This is a genomic window from Rhabdaerophilum sp. SD176 (assembly GCF_030143245.1).
GTDB lineage: Bacteria > Pseudomonadota > Alphaproteobacteria > Rhizobiales > Beijerinckiaceae > Rhabdaerophilum.
The window spans coordinates 461,631-476,394 of sequence record NZ_JARJNS010000005.1 but is presented as its reverse complement, the minus strand read 5'-3'; the positions used below and the strand labels follow the sequence as shown (position 1 = coordinate 476,394).

The 14,764-nt window shown below is 64.9% G+C and carries 14 protein-coding genes; 7 read left to right on the top strand and 7 right to left on the bottom strand.

What is annotated here, in order from left to right:
- Positions 1-236 (top strand): hypothetical protein (locus P0652_RS14495; RefSeq protein ID WP_284179535.1); only part of this gene is annotated, 236 nt, incomplete at its 5' end.
- Between the two features lie 10 nt (positions 237-246).
- Positions 247-756: a hypothetical protein gene (locus tag P0652_RS14490; RefSeq protein ID WP_284179534.1), complete on the top strand. Its 510-nt coding sequence runs from the start codon at positions 247-249 to the stop codon at positions 754-756.
- Between the two features lie 169 nt (positions 757-925).
- On the opposite strand, the gene P0652_RS14485 is transcribed toward P0652_RS14490, so the two are convergent.
- The 5 genes from P0652_RS14485 to P0652_RS14465 form a co-directional block, all read right to left on the bottom strand.
- Positions 926-2,644, bottom strand: a complete 1,719-nt coding sequence (locus P0652_RS14485; protein WP_284179533.1) for an acyl-CoA dehydrogenase family protein — start codon at positions 2,642-2,644, stop codon at positions 926-928.
- Between the two features lie 7 nt (positions 2,645-2,651).
- Complete coding sequence (locus tag P0652_RS14480) at positions 2,652-3,413, bottom strand: SDR family NAD(P)-dependent oxidoreductase (protein ID WP_284179532.1); 762 nt, start codon at positions 3,411-3,413, stop codon at positions 2,652-2,654.
- Positions 3,414-3,424: 11 nt separating this feature from the next.
- The gene (locus tag P0652_RS14475; protein WP_284179531.1) at positions 3,425-4,288 is read right to left on the bottom strand and encodes an amidohydrolase family protein; all 864 of its coding nucleotides are present in this window, start codon (positions 4,286-4,288) and stop codon (positions 3,425-3,427) included.
- A gap of 11 nt (positions 4,289-4,299) precedes the next feature.
- Entirely contained in the window at positions 4,300-6,144 is a 1,845-nt protein-coding gene (locus P0652_RS14470; RefSeq protein ID WP_284179530.1) for a feruloyl-CoA synthase, read from the bottom strand.
- A gap of 75 nt (positions 6,145-6,219) precedes the next feature.
- Positions 6,220-7,005 (bottom strand): crotonase/enoyl-CoA hydratase family protein, encoded by a 786-nt coding sequence (locus P0652_RS14465; protein ID WP_284179529.1) that lies wholly within the window; start codon positions 7,003-7,005, stop codon positions 6,220-6,222.
- A 158-nt stretch (positions 7,006-7,163) separates the two neighbouring features.
- Here P0652_RS14465 and P0652_RS14460 point away from each other — a divergent pair, with 158 nt between their 5' ends.
- The 3 genes from P0652_RS14460 to P0652_RS14450 all read left to right on the top strand — a co-directional run bounded on the left by P0652_RS14460 (position 7,164) and on the right by P0652_RS14450 (position 10,995).
- Complete coding sequence (locus P0652_RS14460; protein WP_284179528.1) at positions 7,164-7,691, top strand: MarR family winged helix-turn-helix transcriptional regulator; 528 nt, start codon at positions 7,164-7,166, stop codon at positions 7,689-7,691.
- Positions 7,692-7,760: 69 nt separating this feature from the next.
- Positions 7,761-8,885 carry a TRAP transporter substrate-binding protein gene (locus tag P0652_RS14455; RefSeq protein ID WP_284179527.1) on the top strand — a complete coding sequence of 375 codons (1,125 nt, stop codon included), beginning with the start codon at positions 7,761-7,763 and terminating at the stop codon, positions 8,883-8,885.
- A 226-nt stretch (positions 8,886-9,111) separates the two neighbouring features.
- On the top strand, positions 9,112-10,995 hold the full coding sequence (locus P0652_RS14450) for an SGNH/GDSL hydrolase family protein (RefSeq protein WP_284179526.1): 1,884 nt from the start codon (positions 9,112-9,114) through the stop codon (positions 10,993-10,995).
- Between the two features lie 41 nt (positions 10,996-11,036).
- On the opposite strand, the gene P0652_RS14445 is transcribed toward P0652_RS14450, so the two are convergent.
- Positions 11,037-11,984, bottom strand: a complete 948-nt coding sequence (locus tag P0652_RS14445; RefSeq protein WP_502947535.1) for an acetamidase/formamidase family protein — start codon at positions 11,982-11,984, stop codon at positions 11,037-11,039.
- A gap of 95 nt (positions 11,985-12,079) precedes the next feature.
- Between P0652_RS14445 and P0652_RS14440 the strand changes: the two genes are divergently transcribed.
- Positions 12,080-12,670 carry an LOG family protein gene (locus P0652_RS14440; RefSeq protein WP_284179524.1) on the top strand — a complete coding sequence of 197 codons (591 nt, stop codon included), beginning with the start codon at positions 12,080-12,082 and terminating at the stop codon, positions 12,668-12,670.
- Here P0652_RS14440 and P0652_RS14435 read toward each other — a convergent pair.
- Positions 12,648-13,571, bottom strand: coding sequence for a LysR family transcriptional regulator (locus P0652_RS14435; RefSeq protein ID WP_284179523.1), 924 nt, complete (start codon positions 13,569-13,571; stop codon positions 12,648-12,650). The genes P0652_RS14440 and P0652_RS14435 overlap by 23 nt on opposite strands.
- 116 nt (positions 13,572-13,687) lie before the next feature.
- Between P0652_RS14435 and P0652_RS14430 the strand changes: the two genes are divergently transcribed.
- The gene (locus tag P0652_RS14430; protein ID WP_284179522.1) at positions 13,688-14,752 is read left to right on the top strand and encodes an ABC transporter substrate-binding protein; all 1,065 of its coding nucleotides are present in this window, start codon (positions 13,688-13,690) and stop codon (positions 14,750-14,752) included.
- Positions 14,753-14,764 lie beyond the last annotated feature (12 nt).

The following is a 14,764-nucleotide window of genomic DNA, read 5'->3' as shown; positions in this document are numbered from 1 at the left end:
CAGCAGGGCAATCCCAACCCCGGAAACGAACTCAGAACTGGATAAAACTTGGGGGCAACGTCAACACCGTTGTTTATGACCTCACAAACCAGTGGATAAGCTGCCCGGGGCCGTTCCGATATGACATCGACTGGCTAAAGCCGTCAGCTTCGGCGGATACAATGGAGGAGTTCTTGCGTGGGAACTTCAGGGCGGCGTTCCAGCTTGACCCCAAAGATGTCCAATTGATCGCCTGAGGGATCGCTGATGTCTATTGCAAACCAAGAACGCGGCTTGCGCCTAGCGGACGCAGATTTCGTTTATTTGAGTGAAGGCGCTTATGGGATTGTCTTTGTCGACAGGGTCGCTGCCAGGATCAGGAAAATTTACCGGCGCAAACCTGATGAGAAGCATACGCGCAATGTTTTCGAGTCCGAAGTCCACGCCTACCGTCTGGCGATGGGTTCTGAAAGTCTTCAGGCCCTTGTACCTGCCCATTTTCGGCTATGCGTTCCTCAGCGAATCTTCGACAGCATCGGCACCGATGTGACCGCTGAGTTCTTCCCCGACTTGGCGTTTGAAGCCGAGTTTGTTGACGGCCGATTTTCTAAGATTGGCGATATCGACAGCCGAGAAGCCGACAAAATTCGGGACGCTTTTCACAGCGTTGGCATAAAGCACACAATCGATATGTCGGTCTGCGTTGCTCCCGAAGGCCACGTGCTCAAGGCTATCGATTTTGCAGTCGAAGAGCACGAGCTTTGGTATTCCGACTGACAGGGATATCTATTTAGCATTCCAAAACAATGACATAACAGTTCTCGCTTTCATCCTTTCGGGTGCGCCATTCAATTCCATCATTGCCACGGGTTTTCCCGATGGCTGCGTGAAAAGCGACCGCGTCGTTGCACGGAGCCGTTTCCGCAACTCTTCCGTCGCTTTGGCCTCACGGCCCGAAATCGGAATCCGGAAGGCCCGTCATCACAGTGCGGGCCATCCCCTGCAAGAGGGTGGCCTCGCTTCCGGCGAAATAACAAGCATCCGCAATCGCATGCCGGAAAGTGGCGGAACGATCTCCGGCCTTTAGCCGTCGATCGGCAGCGATTGCTCCCTCCGTCAGGAAGCCCATGGCAAGTCCGGTGGCAAAAAGCCGGAGGAAGGGTGTCGCGGCGCCGAGCAGGCGCTCCGTCGCGTCAGCATGTGCCCGCAGCCAACTGATCGCTTGCGCAAGGACAGCAGCCGCGTCGGCGCAGGCTTCCTGGAGTTGCAGCAGCCCCGCCGATCGGGCGGCCCCGGCGGTGGCGGCAAGCTCGGCGATCATAACCTCGGCCAGTCCGCTGCCGGGCCGAAGGACCTTCCGGAGCACGAGATCAATGGCCTGGATGCCGTTCGTGCCTTCATAGATCGGGGTGATGCGTGCATCGCGGAACAGCTGCGCGGCCCCGGTTTCCTCGACATAGCCCATGCCGCCATGGATCTGGACCCCCAGCGACGTCACCTCACAGCCGAGATCGGAACAATAGGCCTTGACGATCGGCGTCAGCAGGGCGGCCCGTTCCGCCGCCTGTTCGTGGCCGGGGCCACCGACATGGGCGAGATCAATCGCCTGCGCGGCGCGGTGGGCGATGGCCCGGCCCGCCGCCGTGAGGGCACGCATGCGCAACAGGTTCCGCCGGACATCGGGGTGATCGATGATCGCGCTGGTCGCGCGGGCGCCCGGTGCCCGGCCCTGTTTGCGTTCCCCTGCGAAGGCGAGCGCATGCTGGAAGGCACGCTCGGCCATCGCCACGCCCTGCAGACCGGTAAAGAGGCGCGCCTTGTTCATCATTGTGAACATGCAGGCGAGGCCACGATGCGGCTCGCCGACCAACCAGCCGATCGCGCCGCCCGCCTGACCGAAGGCCATCGAGCAGGTCGGGCTGCCATGGATGCCAAGCTTGTGCTCGATGCCGGTGCAGGCCACATCGTTTCGCGCGCCGAGCGTTCCATCGGCATGGACGAGAAATTTCGGGACAAGAAAGAGCGAAATGCCCTTCGAACCCTCCGGTGCTCCGGGCAGCCGGGCGAGGACGAGATGGATGATGTTCTCCGTCAGGTCGTGCTCGCCATAGGTGATGAAAATCTTGCTGCCGCGGATGCGCCACGTGCCATCGTCCGCCGGCTCGGCCTGGCTGCGCAACAGGCCCAGATCGGACCCTGCCTGCGGCTCGGTCAGATTCATCGTGGCGGTCCATTCGCCGGAGACGAGACGCGGCAGGTAAAGCGCCTTCAGCGCATCGCTGCCATGGATCTCCAGTGTGTCGACCGCCCCCTGCGTGAGGACCGGGCCGAGTGCGAATGCCATGCAGGCCGAGGTCCAGAATTCCATGGTGGCGGTGGCGAGGCGGGTCGGCAGGCCCATGCCGCCCCATGCTTCGGGAAGGTCGACGCTGTTCCAGCCAGCCGCGGCCCAATCGCGGTAGAGCGCCGGCCAGCCCGATGGCGTGGTCACCGCGCCGGCCTCGAACCGCGCGCCCAGCGTATCGGCCCGGCGGTTCTCGGGGGCGAGACGCTGTTCGGCAAACCGGGCGGCTTCCTCGAGGATGCCCTCGGTCAGGGCAGGATCAAGGCCGCCATGGATCTCGAGGGAGAAGCGGATCGCATCAGCGGGGGCTCGGTAGGGCATGGCGGATCTATCGCGGCGGCAGGCGGAGCGCGCCGTCCAGCCGGACGATCTCGCCATTGAGGAAGCGGTTCTCGACCATATGGACGACGAGGCTCGCATATTCCTCCGCCCCGCCGAGGCGGCGCGGGAAGGGAATCGACTCTCCAAGGCTTTTCTGGACCTCCTCGGGGAGCGTGCGCATCATCGGCGTCAGGAAGAGGCCCGGCGCGATGGTCAGCACGCGGATTCCGAAGCCGGCAAATTCGCGGGCAACCGGCAATGTCATTGCGGCAATGCCGCCTTTCGAGGCCGAATAGGCCGCCTGTCCGACCTGCCCCTCGAAAGCCGCGACGGAAGCCGTCGAGATGATGACGCCACGCTCGCCGTCTTCAAGCGGATCGAGCGTAGCCATCTCGGCCCCGGCCAGACGCAGCATGTTGAAGGACCCGACGAGATTGACGCGGATGACGCGCTCGAACTCCGCCAGCGGCATGGGGCCGTCGCGCCCGACAACGCGTTTCGCCGTGCCGATCCCGGCGCAATTGACGAGCACACGGCAAGGCCCATGCGCCGCCCGGGCCCTCGCCAGGGCGGCCATCATGGCCTCCTCGCTGGCCACATCGCCCGGCAGGGCGATTCCACCGATCTTCGCGGCCAAGCCTTCGGCGGCCTTCGCATCGAGATCGACGATACCGACCCGCGCCCCTGCCGCAGCGAGACGTTCGGCGGTGGCGGCTCCGAGCCCCGATCCACCTCCGGTGACAATGACAGCCTTGCCGGCAAGGTCCATGACGTGCCTCCTCAGCCCAGGCCCAGCGCCCGGATGGCGTTCTGCTTCAGGATCAGGTCATGCACCTCGGGCTTGAAACCGGCCTCCCGGAACTGCTCGATCCAGCGATCCGGGCGGATCAGCGGAAAATCGGAGCCGAACAGCATCTTCGATTTCAGCTGGCTGTTGGCATACTGGACGATCTGCGGCGGGAAGTATTTCGGCATCCAGCCCGAGAGGTCGATATAGACATTCGGCTTGTGCAGGGCCATCGACAGGGCCTCGTCCGTCCAGGGCCAGGAGGGATGGGCGAGGATGATCGTCATGTCCGGGAAATCGACGGCGACATCATCGATATGGATCGGCTGGGAATATTTCAGTCGCATGCCGCCGCCGCCACGCATGCCGGTTCCGATCCCGGAATGGCCGGTATGGAAGATGGCGGGAAGCTTGTAATGATTGATCAGTTCGTAGAGCCCGTAGGCGAGGCGGTCATTCGGGAAGAACCCCTGGCAGGTCGGGTGGAACTTGAAGCCGCGCACCGCCCCGCTCTCGACCAGATCGCGCGCCTCGCGGACACCCATCTTGCCCTTGTGCGGATCGATCGAGGCGAAGGCGAGCATGATGTCGCTGTTCCCGCGCGCCGCATCGGCGATTTCCTCGTTGGGGATGCGGCGATTGCCGATCTGGAATTCGGTATCGACCGTGAACATCACGAGGCCGATCTTCCATTCGCGATAGAGTTTCAGCGTCTCGTCGATGGTCGGGCGCCTGCCGACCTTGAAATACCGGCTGGCTGCCTCGTCATAGGGCGCCCAGTAGACGTCAGCATCCTGCCGGCAGGACACTTCGGCATGGGTATGGACGTCAATGGCGACAAGCTCGTCGATCTTCATCGCGGCATTCCTCAACTCTCGGGCAGGATCGGTTCGGGACCGGGCGGTTCGGCATAGAGCGCCTCGACCAGGGCAGCGCGGCGGGTGAGAACCGCGCGCTGGTTGATGGAGCCCTTGTCGGTGATCTCGTTGGCATCGATGGAGGGCAGTTCCGCCAGCAGCAGGATGCGGGTGACACGGTTGGACGAGCCGGTGCTGGCCCTTGCGAGCTGGCCAAGCCGCGCCGCGAAAAGCCGCCGCAGGGCCGGATCGGCCAGAACGGCGGCATCGGGTACGGAGGAAGGCGCCGCGATCGCCGCCCGGCAGGCTTCCGGATCCGGGAAGACCAGCGCACGGATATCGTCGCGGTCATGCCCGGCAATGACCACGTCCTTCGCGAGTGGCGCGAAGGCCGTGATCAACTGCGCGCGCAGCGGCCCGACACTGACCCAGGTGCCGGTGGCCAGCTTGAAATCCTCCGAGACGCGGCCATCGAAAATGAAGCCGCCTTCCGGCCGGCCGGGCTCGGCATAGCGCAGGGCATCGCCCAGGCAGTAGAAGCCCTCCTCGTCAAAGGCCTTGGCTGTCTGGACCGGGTCGCGCCAGTAGCCCGGCATGATCGTCGGACCGCGGAGCCTTGCTTCCAGCTTTCCGGCATTGGGCACCAGCTTGAGCTCCAGCCCCGGCAGCGGCAGGCCGACAAGGCCCGGCCGGGCGGTTTCCTTGGTGCAGGCCAGGGCCGCTGGCGCGGTTTCCGTGGCGCCGAGCCCGGTGACCATCAGGATGCGCTCGCCGATCGTTTCGATAGCGATCTCGTCAAGCGCCCTGGCAACATGAGGCGGCAGGCCGGCGCCGGCATAGAAATTGGCCCGAAGCCGGCTGAAATAGCTGTCCCGCAGGGCGCTGTCGGTCCGGAGCCGGGCGACAAGCTCCTCGAAGCCCTTGGGCACGTTGAGATAGAAAGTCGGCGAGATCTCCTTGAGATTGCGGACGGTCTCATCGATACCGCCCGGCAGCGGCTTGCCATGGTCGATATAGAGTGAGCCGCCATTGGTCAGGGCCAGCCCGAAATTGTGATTGCCGCCGAAAGTGTGATGCCAGGGCAGCCAGTCGACCAGGACCGGCGGCTCGTCCTTCACGAAAGGCAACCAGTGCCGCAGCATGGCCTGATTGGCGGTGAGCATCCTGTGGGTGTTGATCACACCCTTGGGCTGACCGGTCGAACCCGACGTGAAGAGCACTTTCGCGATGGTCTCTGGCCCGACCGTGGCATGCGCAGCCGCAACGCGGGCATCCGCCTCTTCACCATCGAGAAGCGTCGCGAACGGCGTGGTGTCCATGCCATCGATCCGCCCCTCGGTGCAGACGATCTCGCAATCCGGCGGTGCAACGGCGCGCAAGGCACGCTCGAAGGGCGCCGCCCGCGCGACGAAGATCAGGCCCGGCGTCAGCTTGCCGAGAATGTAGCGGAGCTTTTCGAAATCGGTGGAGACGAGCGAATAAGCGGGCGAAACCGGTGCCACGGGCACGCCGATGCGCATCGCCGCCAGAACAAGGAGCCCCTGCTCGATGTCATTGCCGGAGAGGATGGCGATCGGCCGTTCGGCCGAGACGTGGCGCCGGATCAGCGCCGAGGCGATGCGGGAGGATACCGAATGCGCCTCGGCAAAGGTCAGCCTGCGCCAGTCACCGGAGCGATCCCGCTGCGCGAGAAAGACCCGCTCCGGGGCAGCAACCGCCCAGTGATCGAGCGCATCGGTCATCCGATCCGGCAGGGTGCCCAGCGCTTCGCGCGAGCGAACGAACTGCATGCCTGCCGGCCTGTCCTCGAGGAGGGGCGTCAGAACGCCGAGGGCAACATCCCGAAAAGCAGCCATGGTCCCTCCCTCGGGTCAGACCGGTTCTGCCGCCGGCTGCGCCCCCGTCTGTACCGGCCGGCCCGTGGTTACGGGTCAGCCATGCGTGATCTTCCGCGCCCGCTTTTCAAGGAAGGCGCGGAGCCGTTCCTGAGCTTCCGGTGTCGCCTCGGCGATCGCGGCCATCAGCGATTCCGTGAACAGACCTGCCTCGGGGCTCGATTCAGCGATATGCGGCAAGGCCTGAAGCACGGCATAATTGGTCATCCGGGCATTCCCGGCCGCCTTGTGCGCCAGTTCAAGCGCCTTGGCCCGTCCCTGACCGCCCGGCACCAGATATTGCGCCGCGCCCATGCGATGCCCCTCCTCGGCCGAGAGGGTGCGCCCGGTCAGCATCAGGTCCTGGACCATCGGCACGCCGATCAGCCTCGGTATGCGCATCGACCCGCCACCGCCGAGGAAGATGCCGCGCTGCCCCTCCGGCAGAGCGAAATAGGCCGAGGCTTCGGCGACGCGGATATGGGACGCCGCGGCCAGTTCAAACCCGCCGCCGACGACAGCCCCGTGCAGAACGGTGAAGACCGGGACCGAGGCATATTGGATCGCGCGGAAGGCCTCGTGCCACATGCGCGAATGGAGGATGCCCTTGAAGAGATCCGGCTCGCCTGTCACCTCGCCGAGATCAAGGCCGGCGCAGAAATGATCGCCGCGACCATGGAGCACCACCGCACGTATGCCCTCAGGCAGGTTGCGAAAAAACGCGGCGAGGCCAAGGATGGTGCGGTCGTCGAGAGCGTTCCGCTTCTCGGCGCGGTTCAGCGCCAGCAGGGCAACCGGGCCATCCCGTTCGAGCACCAGCGTCGGCGGCAGATGATCCGTCATGAGCCCTCCTCGCGCCGGATTCGTGACGCGATCTTCATGATCGTCATAATGCATAACGATATACGGAGGTCAAGGGACGTGCCGGGGTCCGGAGCGGCCGGCGGTTGACCGGCAGGCCAGATCGGGCACAAGAGGCGGGATCCGTTTCGAGAGCGCCCATGCCGAAGACGTCGAACCCGCCTGCGCCTGCCGCCGACGAATCTCGGGAAACCTTCGATTCCGAGCTTGATTTCGGTCCGCTCACCCGCCGCCTCGGCTATGTTGTCCGGCGGGCGCAGATTGCCATCTTCCAGAGCTTCTTCCAGACGATGAGCGTGGCCCAGATCAGCCCCGCGCAATATTCCGCGCTTGTGATTATCGCTCGAAATCCGGGCCTTTCGCAAACCCGGGTTGCCGATGCATTGGCGATCAAGAAAGCAAATTTTGTCGCCCTGGCGCGGGAACTCGAGCAGCGAGGCTTTGTCGAGCGGCGCGCCATTCCCGGCGACAAGCGCTCGCTCGCCCTGCACCTGACGCCTGCCGGCAAGCTGGCCTATTCCGAACTGGACAGGCTGTCCGAAGAGCACGAAGCCAAGCTGCGCGAGGCGATCGGCATGGAGGCCTATGAAAAGCTGTTCGACCCGCTGATCCGCCTCGCCAAGGTGAGTTCCGGCGAGGCATCGTCGCCGGACCGGGACCCCGATTGACAAATCCACAGGTCGTCATATCCTATAACGAAATAGCCGGCAAAAGCCGCATTCGAAGGGAGGACGACCATGACGGACACCAAGGGGGCCGGCACGACCGCGCCCGGGACTTCGCGGCGGAACCTGCTGGTTGGCGGGGCAGCCGCCGCCGGCACGGCGATTGCGGCGCCGGCCATCGCGCAAAGCAATCCGCAATTGACGTGGCGCATGCCGATGTTCGTGCCACGAACGGTCGATTCCGTCGTCGAGGCTGCGAATGACTTTGCCCGGCGGGTTGCGGATTCGACGGACGGAAAATTCCAGATCCAGCGTTTCAGCGTCGGCGAGATCGTGCCCGGCGGGCCGGCCGTTCTCGATGCGGCGGAAGCCGGCACTGTCGAATGTGCGTTTACGCTGTCCTATTATTCGTTCGGCAAGGACCCGGCCTATGCCTTCGGCTCGACGCTGCCGTTCGGCTTCAACACACGTGGCCAGGCGGCCTGGCTGTTCAAGGGCGGCGGCCTGGCGCTGCTCAACGAATTCTTCAATGCGCGGGGCACGCATGGGCTGCCCGTCGGCAATTCGACGGCTCAGATGGGCGGGTTCTTCCGCAAGGAAATCAACACTCTGGATGATCTCAAGGGTCTGAAAATGCGGATCCCCGGCCTTGGGGGCACGGTGATGGCCAAGCTGGGTGTGGTGCCCCAGCAATTGCCGCCGGGCGACATCTACCCGGCGCTTGAACGCGGCACGATCGATGCGGCCGAATGGGCCGGCCCGTATGATGATTTCAAATTCGGGCTGCACAAGGTCGCGCCGTATTACTATGCGCCAGGCTGGTGGGAGCCGCAGGCCACCATCATGGCCTTCATCAACAAGGCCAAATGGGATGAGTTGCCCAAGCACTACAAGGCGATCCTCGAGGCGGCCGCCACAGCGACCTGGACTGGCCATGTCGCACATTACGACACGATCAATTCGGGCGGCCTTCGCCAACTTGCTGCGGCCGGCGCCAGGATCCGCTTCTTTTCGCAATTGATCCTCGATGCAGCCTATGATGCCTCCTTCAAGACCTTCGAGGAACTGCGGACCAAAAGCCCCGATTTCGCGAAAATCTATCCGCACTGGAAGAAATTCCTCGAGGAAAACGAGCTTTATGCCCGGGTGGGCGACGCGAGCTACGACAATTACATCTACAATCGGAAGACGCGCTGACTGCCGGCTTCCAGCCCCGCTGCACTTGCTCCGGCCGCGCCGCGCGGCCGGATTTTTGGCCTGAGTGACAAAGACCACAGCACCCGACGCGGGTTCGGCGCAGCGTGAAGGCCATGGGAAGGGTTCCCTGCCCGGCCCATGACGCAGGGCGGCAGCCTTCTCCCCGGCGTGCCGCCCTGCGGCTACGCAGAGGCCGGATGGCCGGCCCAGACCGGAGGAGGAAGCCATGGTCGGACCTCGCAGAACAGTCACGCGGTTGTCAGCCCGCCTTGCAGGGCTGGCAATGCTCGGCTTCCTCGGCGCCGGGCTGCCGGCAGCAGCCCAGACGATCGAATGGCACGTCATCAACCGGTTCCGGCTCTTCACCGAGCGCGCGGATTTCGAGCGGCACGCGCAGGCTGCCGCCGGCCGTTCCTCCATCCTCGAAACTGAGCGCGCCCTCTCGGCAGGCTCCCGCGAGGGATGGGCCGCCGCGATGCTCGGCCGGACCTGCCTGAAAGCAGGCGGCAACGAGATCGCCGGGACATGCCGGCGCGACGGCGTGCAGGAATCCTACCTCACTCCGGCCAGCTTTCCGCTCCGTCTCACGTTCGTTCCCGCCGGCTCAGCGGGATCCGCCTGCCGCTGGATCTTCCGCGATCTTGCGACGGGCGTGCGGGAGGAATTGCAGGGCCCCTGCCAGGGCCTCGAACGACGCATCGCTGCGGGCCGCCGCCTTGCGGTCAGCGTAGCCGAAGCCACCAACCCGCGCCTGATCCTCGCCACGACCGATGTCGCCGTGCGACATGTGCTGATGGCCGGCCTCGGCGATTCAATCGCCTCGGGCGAGGGCAACCCGGATCGACCGGTCCGTCTGTCATCGGCACGGGCCATGTGTTTCGACCGGTTCTTCTCCAACCGCGAATACTGGCGCCCGAGCCGGGAAGGCTACGCCCTTCGCACGGCCTGCCCGGCCAATCCCGGCGAGGTCTCGACAGACGAGGAGCGGCGCGCCTGGGGTGCGCGGGCGGCGCGCTGGACAAGCCCGGCCTGTCATCGCTCACTCTACAGCTACCAGATGCGCGCCGCGCTGGCCCTGGCGATCCGCAATCCCGACAGCGCGGTCACCTTCGTGACGCTCGGCTGTACGGGTGCGACGATCGAGGATGGCATCCTGAAATCACGCAAGGCGCGCGAATTCTATAACGGACTGACGATCGTGCAGTCGCAGATCTCGCTGATTGACCGCTATGTGCTCGATGCAGGCCGTCCCTTCGACGCGGTCCTGCTGACGATCGGAGCGAACGATATCGGGTTTTCCGGCCTTGTCGCCGATATCATGCTGCAGCCCGGCAAGGAGCGCGAGATTTTCGAGGCTGCAGGGCTTGTCACCAGTGTCAGGCAGGCCGAGCGCGCGATCACGCGGATGCTCCGCCCGCATTTCGAAACCTTGCGCCGGCGGCTCGCCCCGGTGATTGCCGGGCGCGATCTCGGCAATGTCATCTACACGATCTACGGCAATCCGGCCCGCCGCGATGCCACCCGCGCCTGTCCGGGCTCCCGACACGGGTTCGATGTGCATCCCGGATTCGGCGTCGATGGTGCGAAAGCAGCGGATGCCGTGCGTTTCGTCGATACCACGTTCTTTCCTGCCCTGAAGGACCTTGCGCGCTGCGCGCCTTCGACCGGTTGCATCAATCCGGAAAGCCGAGCCATGAGCTTTGTCGACCGGCATCAGGGCGCCTTCGCCGAGCATGGATTCTGTACCACCGGCAGCGACGATCCGGACTTCGACCGCCAGTGTTTCCGGACGGATGGCCGGTCCTTCGCAACCGCCCCGCCACCGGAAACCAGTGCATTGGCCGGGGCCTGCGCGGGGCGCGAAGGCGAATTCAGGCCCTATGCCTCGCGACAACGCTGGGTGAGGACCGCCAATGACAGCTATTTCGCAGCCATGACCTATCCCGACGAGTTCCGGCGGCTCGCCGGCGACCTGCACGACCCGATCTGGGGCGCGACCAGCGCGGTCTATGGCGGGGCGATCCACCCCACCGCCGAAGGTCATGCCGCGATGACAGATGCCGCCCTGGCCGAACTGGCGCAAAGGCTGGGGATGAAGGGCTGGCAATAGAGCATCGGGAAGCCCGCGCCCGGCCCGGCTCGCGCCAGACCTCAACGCGGGCCGACCAGATAGTCCTTCCGCAGCATGCAATGCACGCCCTTGTGCTGGTTGACGGTCTGCGTGATCCGCAGATCCGCGGTGATGGAGCAGAGCCCATAGGCCTGTTCGCGCGTCAGGCCCGTCCGCTCGACCACAAGAGCGATCATGTCGCGCAGGGCCTTCTCGGCGCATTTGTCGAGATCGGGATCCATGCCGCAGGTGATGACATGGGTCGGCGTTTCGGCGCGCGGATAGGTGAAGCGCAGGTCCTTCCGCACGATGAATTCGAAGGTGCCGGCAAGGGCGGTCTCGATGGCGGTGACATTCACTTCGCCGTCGCCCTGCAGGGCATGGCCATCGCCGCAGGAAAACAGGGCGCCCTCGACGAAGACCGGCAGGAAGAGCGTAGTGCCGGCCACCAGCTCCTTGTTGTCGATATTGCCGCCGAAAGCCCGGGGAATGATCGAGGTGCAGCGCCCCCAGGCCGGCGGCGGAGCAACGCCCATGACGCCGAAAAAGGGTGCCAGCGGCAGCTCGAGCCCCCAGGGCATGGTGCCGATCATGCGCTTCGCATCGAGGGCGACATGCATCAGGTGATAGGTCGGGAAGTCATCCGGCAGGGTGCCGGCCAGCGGGCGGTTGAAATTGAAGCCCCAGTCCTGATGCAGGCCGATCTCGCGGATCCGTACCTCCAGCACATCGCCCGGGCTGGCGCCCTCGACATGGACTGGCCCGGTCAGGATATGCGGGCCGAAAGGCAGGCCGACCTGCGCCGTATGGATGGCGTGCAGTTCCGGCGGCACATGGAAACCGGCGGGCGGCAGGACCTCGCGCGTGCCGGATACGCTGCTGATCCGCACCGTCGCACCGCTGGGCACGCGCAGGGCCGGCGCCAGACCGGCATCGAAATAACCCCAATGCGCAGTTTCGGGAGAGGCCTTGAGTTCGAACATCGGCAGCGGTCCTTTCCCATGCGGAATCACCTTGCGATGTTGCAAATGCACGGGGCTCCCGGCAAGTACGGATTGTCTCCCCAGCCTGCGAGCGCGCCGCCATGTCGACAGAAGCCCACCGCCCGATCCGCTCCGTCGCCGTCTTCTGCGGCTCGAATACCGGCCTCGGCGAAACCTATATCGAGGCCGCGAAGGCGCTCGGCCAGGCGATCGGCGCGCGCGGGCTGACGCTTGTCTATGGCGGAACGAACAAGGGGTTGATGGGCCTTCTGGCCGATGCCACCCGCGCGGCGGGCGGGAAGGCCCATGGCGTGATCACCCAGCGCCTTGCCGATCGCGGGCACCTGCATCCGGAGATCGATGCCAGCGAGATCGTGGGATCCATGCGGGCCCGGAAGGCACGGATGGCCGAGCTGGCGGATGCCTTCATCGCCCTGCCCGGCGGGATCGGCACGCTGGAGGAATTCATGGAGATCTGGACGCTGAACCAGCTCGGCGAGATCGACAAGCCGGCCGGTCTGCTCGATGTGGCGGGCTATTACCAGCCCTTCCTCGCCTTTATCGACCACATGATCGGCCAAAGGTTCCTGCCGCCCGAACACCGGAACGGCATCGTGGTGCAGCCGGAGCCGGGCCTGCTGATCGACGGGCTGATCACCTTCCGGAAGGTCACGGTTCCGAAATGGATGTAACCGGTGGCCCGGTAAAGCGCCGGCCGAGCTGCTCGGCAAATTTGGCTGCCGCCACCGGCAGGGCGCGGCCACGCAATTGCCCCATGGCCAGCCTCGCAGGCGGCATGTCGCGCAGATCGACCGGGCGCGAGACAAGGCCGTGGCGCTCCTTCAGGGTGGCCGGCGCGCCCACCTCGATCTGGAAGGTGATGGCCTGTTCGAAGCGCACGTAGTTGCGGAGGAATTCGAAGGAATTCGATTCGACCACCGCCTCGAACCGGAAGGAACTCCGCGCCGTGGCCTCGTCGAGGAGCTGGCGACCGCTATAACTCGGATCCGGCAAAGCCAGCGGATAGGCGGCGCAATCGCGCAAGCGCAAGATGGGCCGCGCGGCGAGCGGGTGATCCGCCGCCAGGATGGCTACAACCCGCTGCTCGGCCGAGGCCAGGACCTGGAAATCCGCCATGACCGAGGGCCGGAACACCATGGCGAGATCGACCTCGAACTCTGCCAGCGCCCGCAGGGCATCGGCATGATCGCGGACCTTCACCTCGAACTCGACCAGCGGGAATTCATGCCTGTAGGCGGCGATGACGCTCGGCAGCAGCTCATAGGCCAAAGCCTGGCTGCAGGCGATCGAGACGGTGCCGCGCCGGAACCCCGAGAGATCCTCGATCTGCGAGCGCACGCGGCTCATATCGGCAAGCTGCGTCCGGATATGCCGGATCAGCAATTCGCCGGCCGCGTTGAGCCGCACGCCGCGGGGCAGGCGCTCGAAGATCGGCGTGCCCAGCTCCTCCTCGATATCCTGGATACGGCGGTTGAGCGCGGAGGCCGTGAGGTTGAGACGTTCGGCCGCCCGCCGGATCGAGCCGACGCGAGCCACCTCGTCGACATAGTGCAGGAGGCGCAGATGCTTCACGGGCAGTCTCTCCCAGCGATGCATTTTTCGAACAGGTCTGCCAAGAAATAAGCAGAAGACGGCATCGGTCAACTCCCCTAGCGTCCGCTCCGGTCTGAACAAAAGGGGTCGCTGACATGGCATCGGATGAAGCAGGACGGATTTCGCGACGGGTTTTCGGCCTCGGCCTGGGGGGCACTGCCCTGGCCTCGACGCTGCCGCGCCCGGCCATCGCCCAATCGCTCACGCGGCTGAAGATGGTGCTGAACTGGCGGTACCAGGGTCCGCAGGGCTGGTTCTTCCTCGCCGAGGACCGGGGCTATTTCCGCGAGGCCGGTCTCGAGATCACGATGGACCAGGGCAATGGCTCGGGAGCTGCGGTGGGCGCGGTGGCATCGGGCTCCTACGATCTCGGCTTCGGCGACATCAACGCGCTGATCCAGCTCGTGGCCAAGGGGCCGGCCGGCGGCAACACGCCACTGGCGATTTCGGCGCTCTACAATCGCCCTCCCTTCACCATCGCGGTAAAGGCGGACGGGCCGATCAAGACACCGAAGGATTTCGAGGGCCGCACCCTGGGTGGACCCGCCAATGATGGCGCGCTGAAGCTCTTCCCGGCCTTTGCCAAGCAGGTCGGCATTGACCCGGCGAAGGTGCAGATTACCAACATGCAGCCCAACCTGCGCGAGCAGATGCTCCAGCGCGGCCAGGTGGAGGGCGTATTCGGCTTCGTCAATACGATCCGCTTCTCGGCCAAGCTGGTCGGGATCAATCCGGACAAGGATTTCCGGTTCATCAATTACGGTGATTTCGGCATGGACCTCTATTCGAATGCGGTCATCGCCTCGCGTAAGCTCGTCAACGAGAATCCCGGCGCGCTCAAGGGGCTGCTGGCGGCGATCAACAAGGGCCTGAAGGACACGCTGAAGGACCCGGATGCCGCTGTCGATGCCGTGGCCAAGCGCGAACCGCTGATCAACAAGGTTGTCGAGAAGGAGCGCCTGCTCGCGACCCTGGCCGACGAGATGAGCCATCCCGAACTCGCGAAGCTGGGCCTCGGTGATATCGACGATGCCCGGTTTGCGAAGTCGATCGGCATTGTCGTGGAAGCGGATGGCCTGCCGCGCAGCCCGGCACCGGGCGAGATCTTCAGCCGCGCCTATCTGCCGCCGATTGCTGATCGCATCACCAAGCTGACCTGAACCGGACGCGCG

Coding starts and splice junctions, on each gene's coding strand:
- P0652_RS14490 (WP_284179534.1), top strand. CDS start 247: ATGTCTATTGCAAACCAAGAACGCGGCTTGCGCCTAGCGGACGCAGAT.
- P0652_RS14485 (WP_284179533.1), bottom strand. CDS start 2,644: ATGCCCTACCGAGCCCCCGCTGATGCGATCCGCTTCTCCCTCGAGATC.
- P0652_RS14480 (WP_284179532.1), bottom strand. CDS start 3,413: ATGGACCTTGCCGGCAAGGCTGTCATTGTCACCGGAGGTGGATCGGGG.
- P0652_RS14475 (WP_284179531.1), bottom strand. CDS start 4,288: ATGAAGATCGACGAGCTTGTCGCCATTGACGTCCATACCCATGCCGAA.
- P0652_RS14470 (WP_284179530.1), bottom strand. CDS start 6,144: ATGGCTGCTTTTCGGGATGTTGCCCTCGGCGTTCTGACGCCCCTCCTC.
- P0652_RS14465 (WP_284179529.1), bottom strand. CDS start 7,005: ATGACGGATCATCTGCCGCCGACGCTGGTGCTCGAACGGGATGGCCCG.
- P0652_RS14460 (WP_284179528.1), top strand. CDS start 7,164: ATGCCGAAGACGTCGAACCCGCCTGCGCCTGCCGCCGACGAATCTCGG.
- P0652_RS14455 (WP_284179527.1), top strand. CDS start 7,761: ATGACGGACACCAAGGGGGCCGGCACGACCGCGCCCGGGACTTCGCGG.
- P0652_RS14450 (WP_284179526.1), top strand. CDS start 9,112: ATGGTCGGACCTCGCAGAACAGTCACGCGGTTGTCAGCCCGCCTTGCA.
- P0652_RS14440 (WP_284179524.1), top strand. CDS start 12,080: ATGTCGACAGAAGCCCACCGCCCGATCCGCTCCGTCGCCGTCTTCTGC.
- P0652_RS14430 (WP_284179522.1), top strand. CDS start 13,688: ATGGCATCGGATGAAGCAGGACGGATTTCGCGACGGGTTTTCGGCCTC.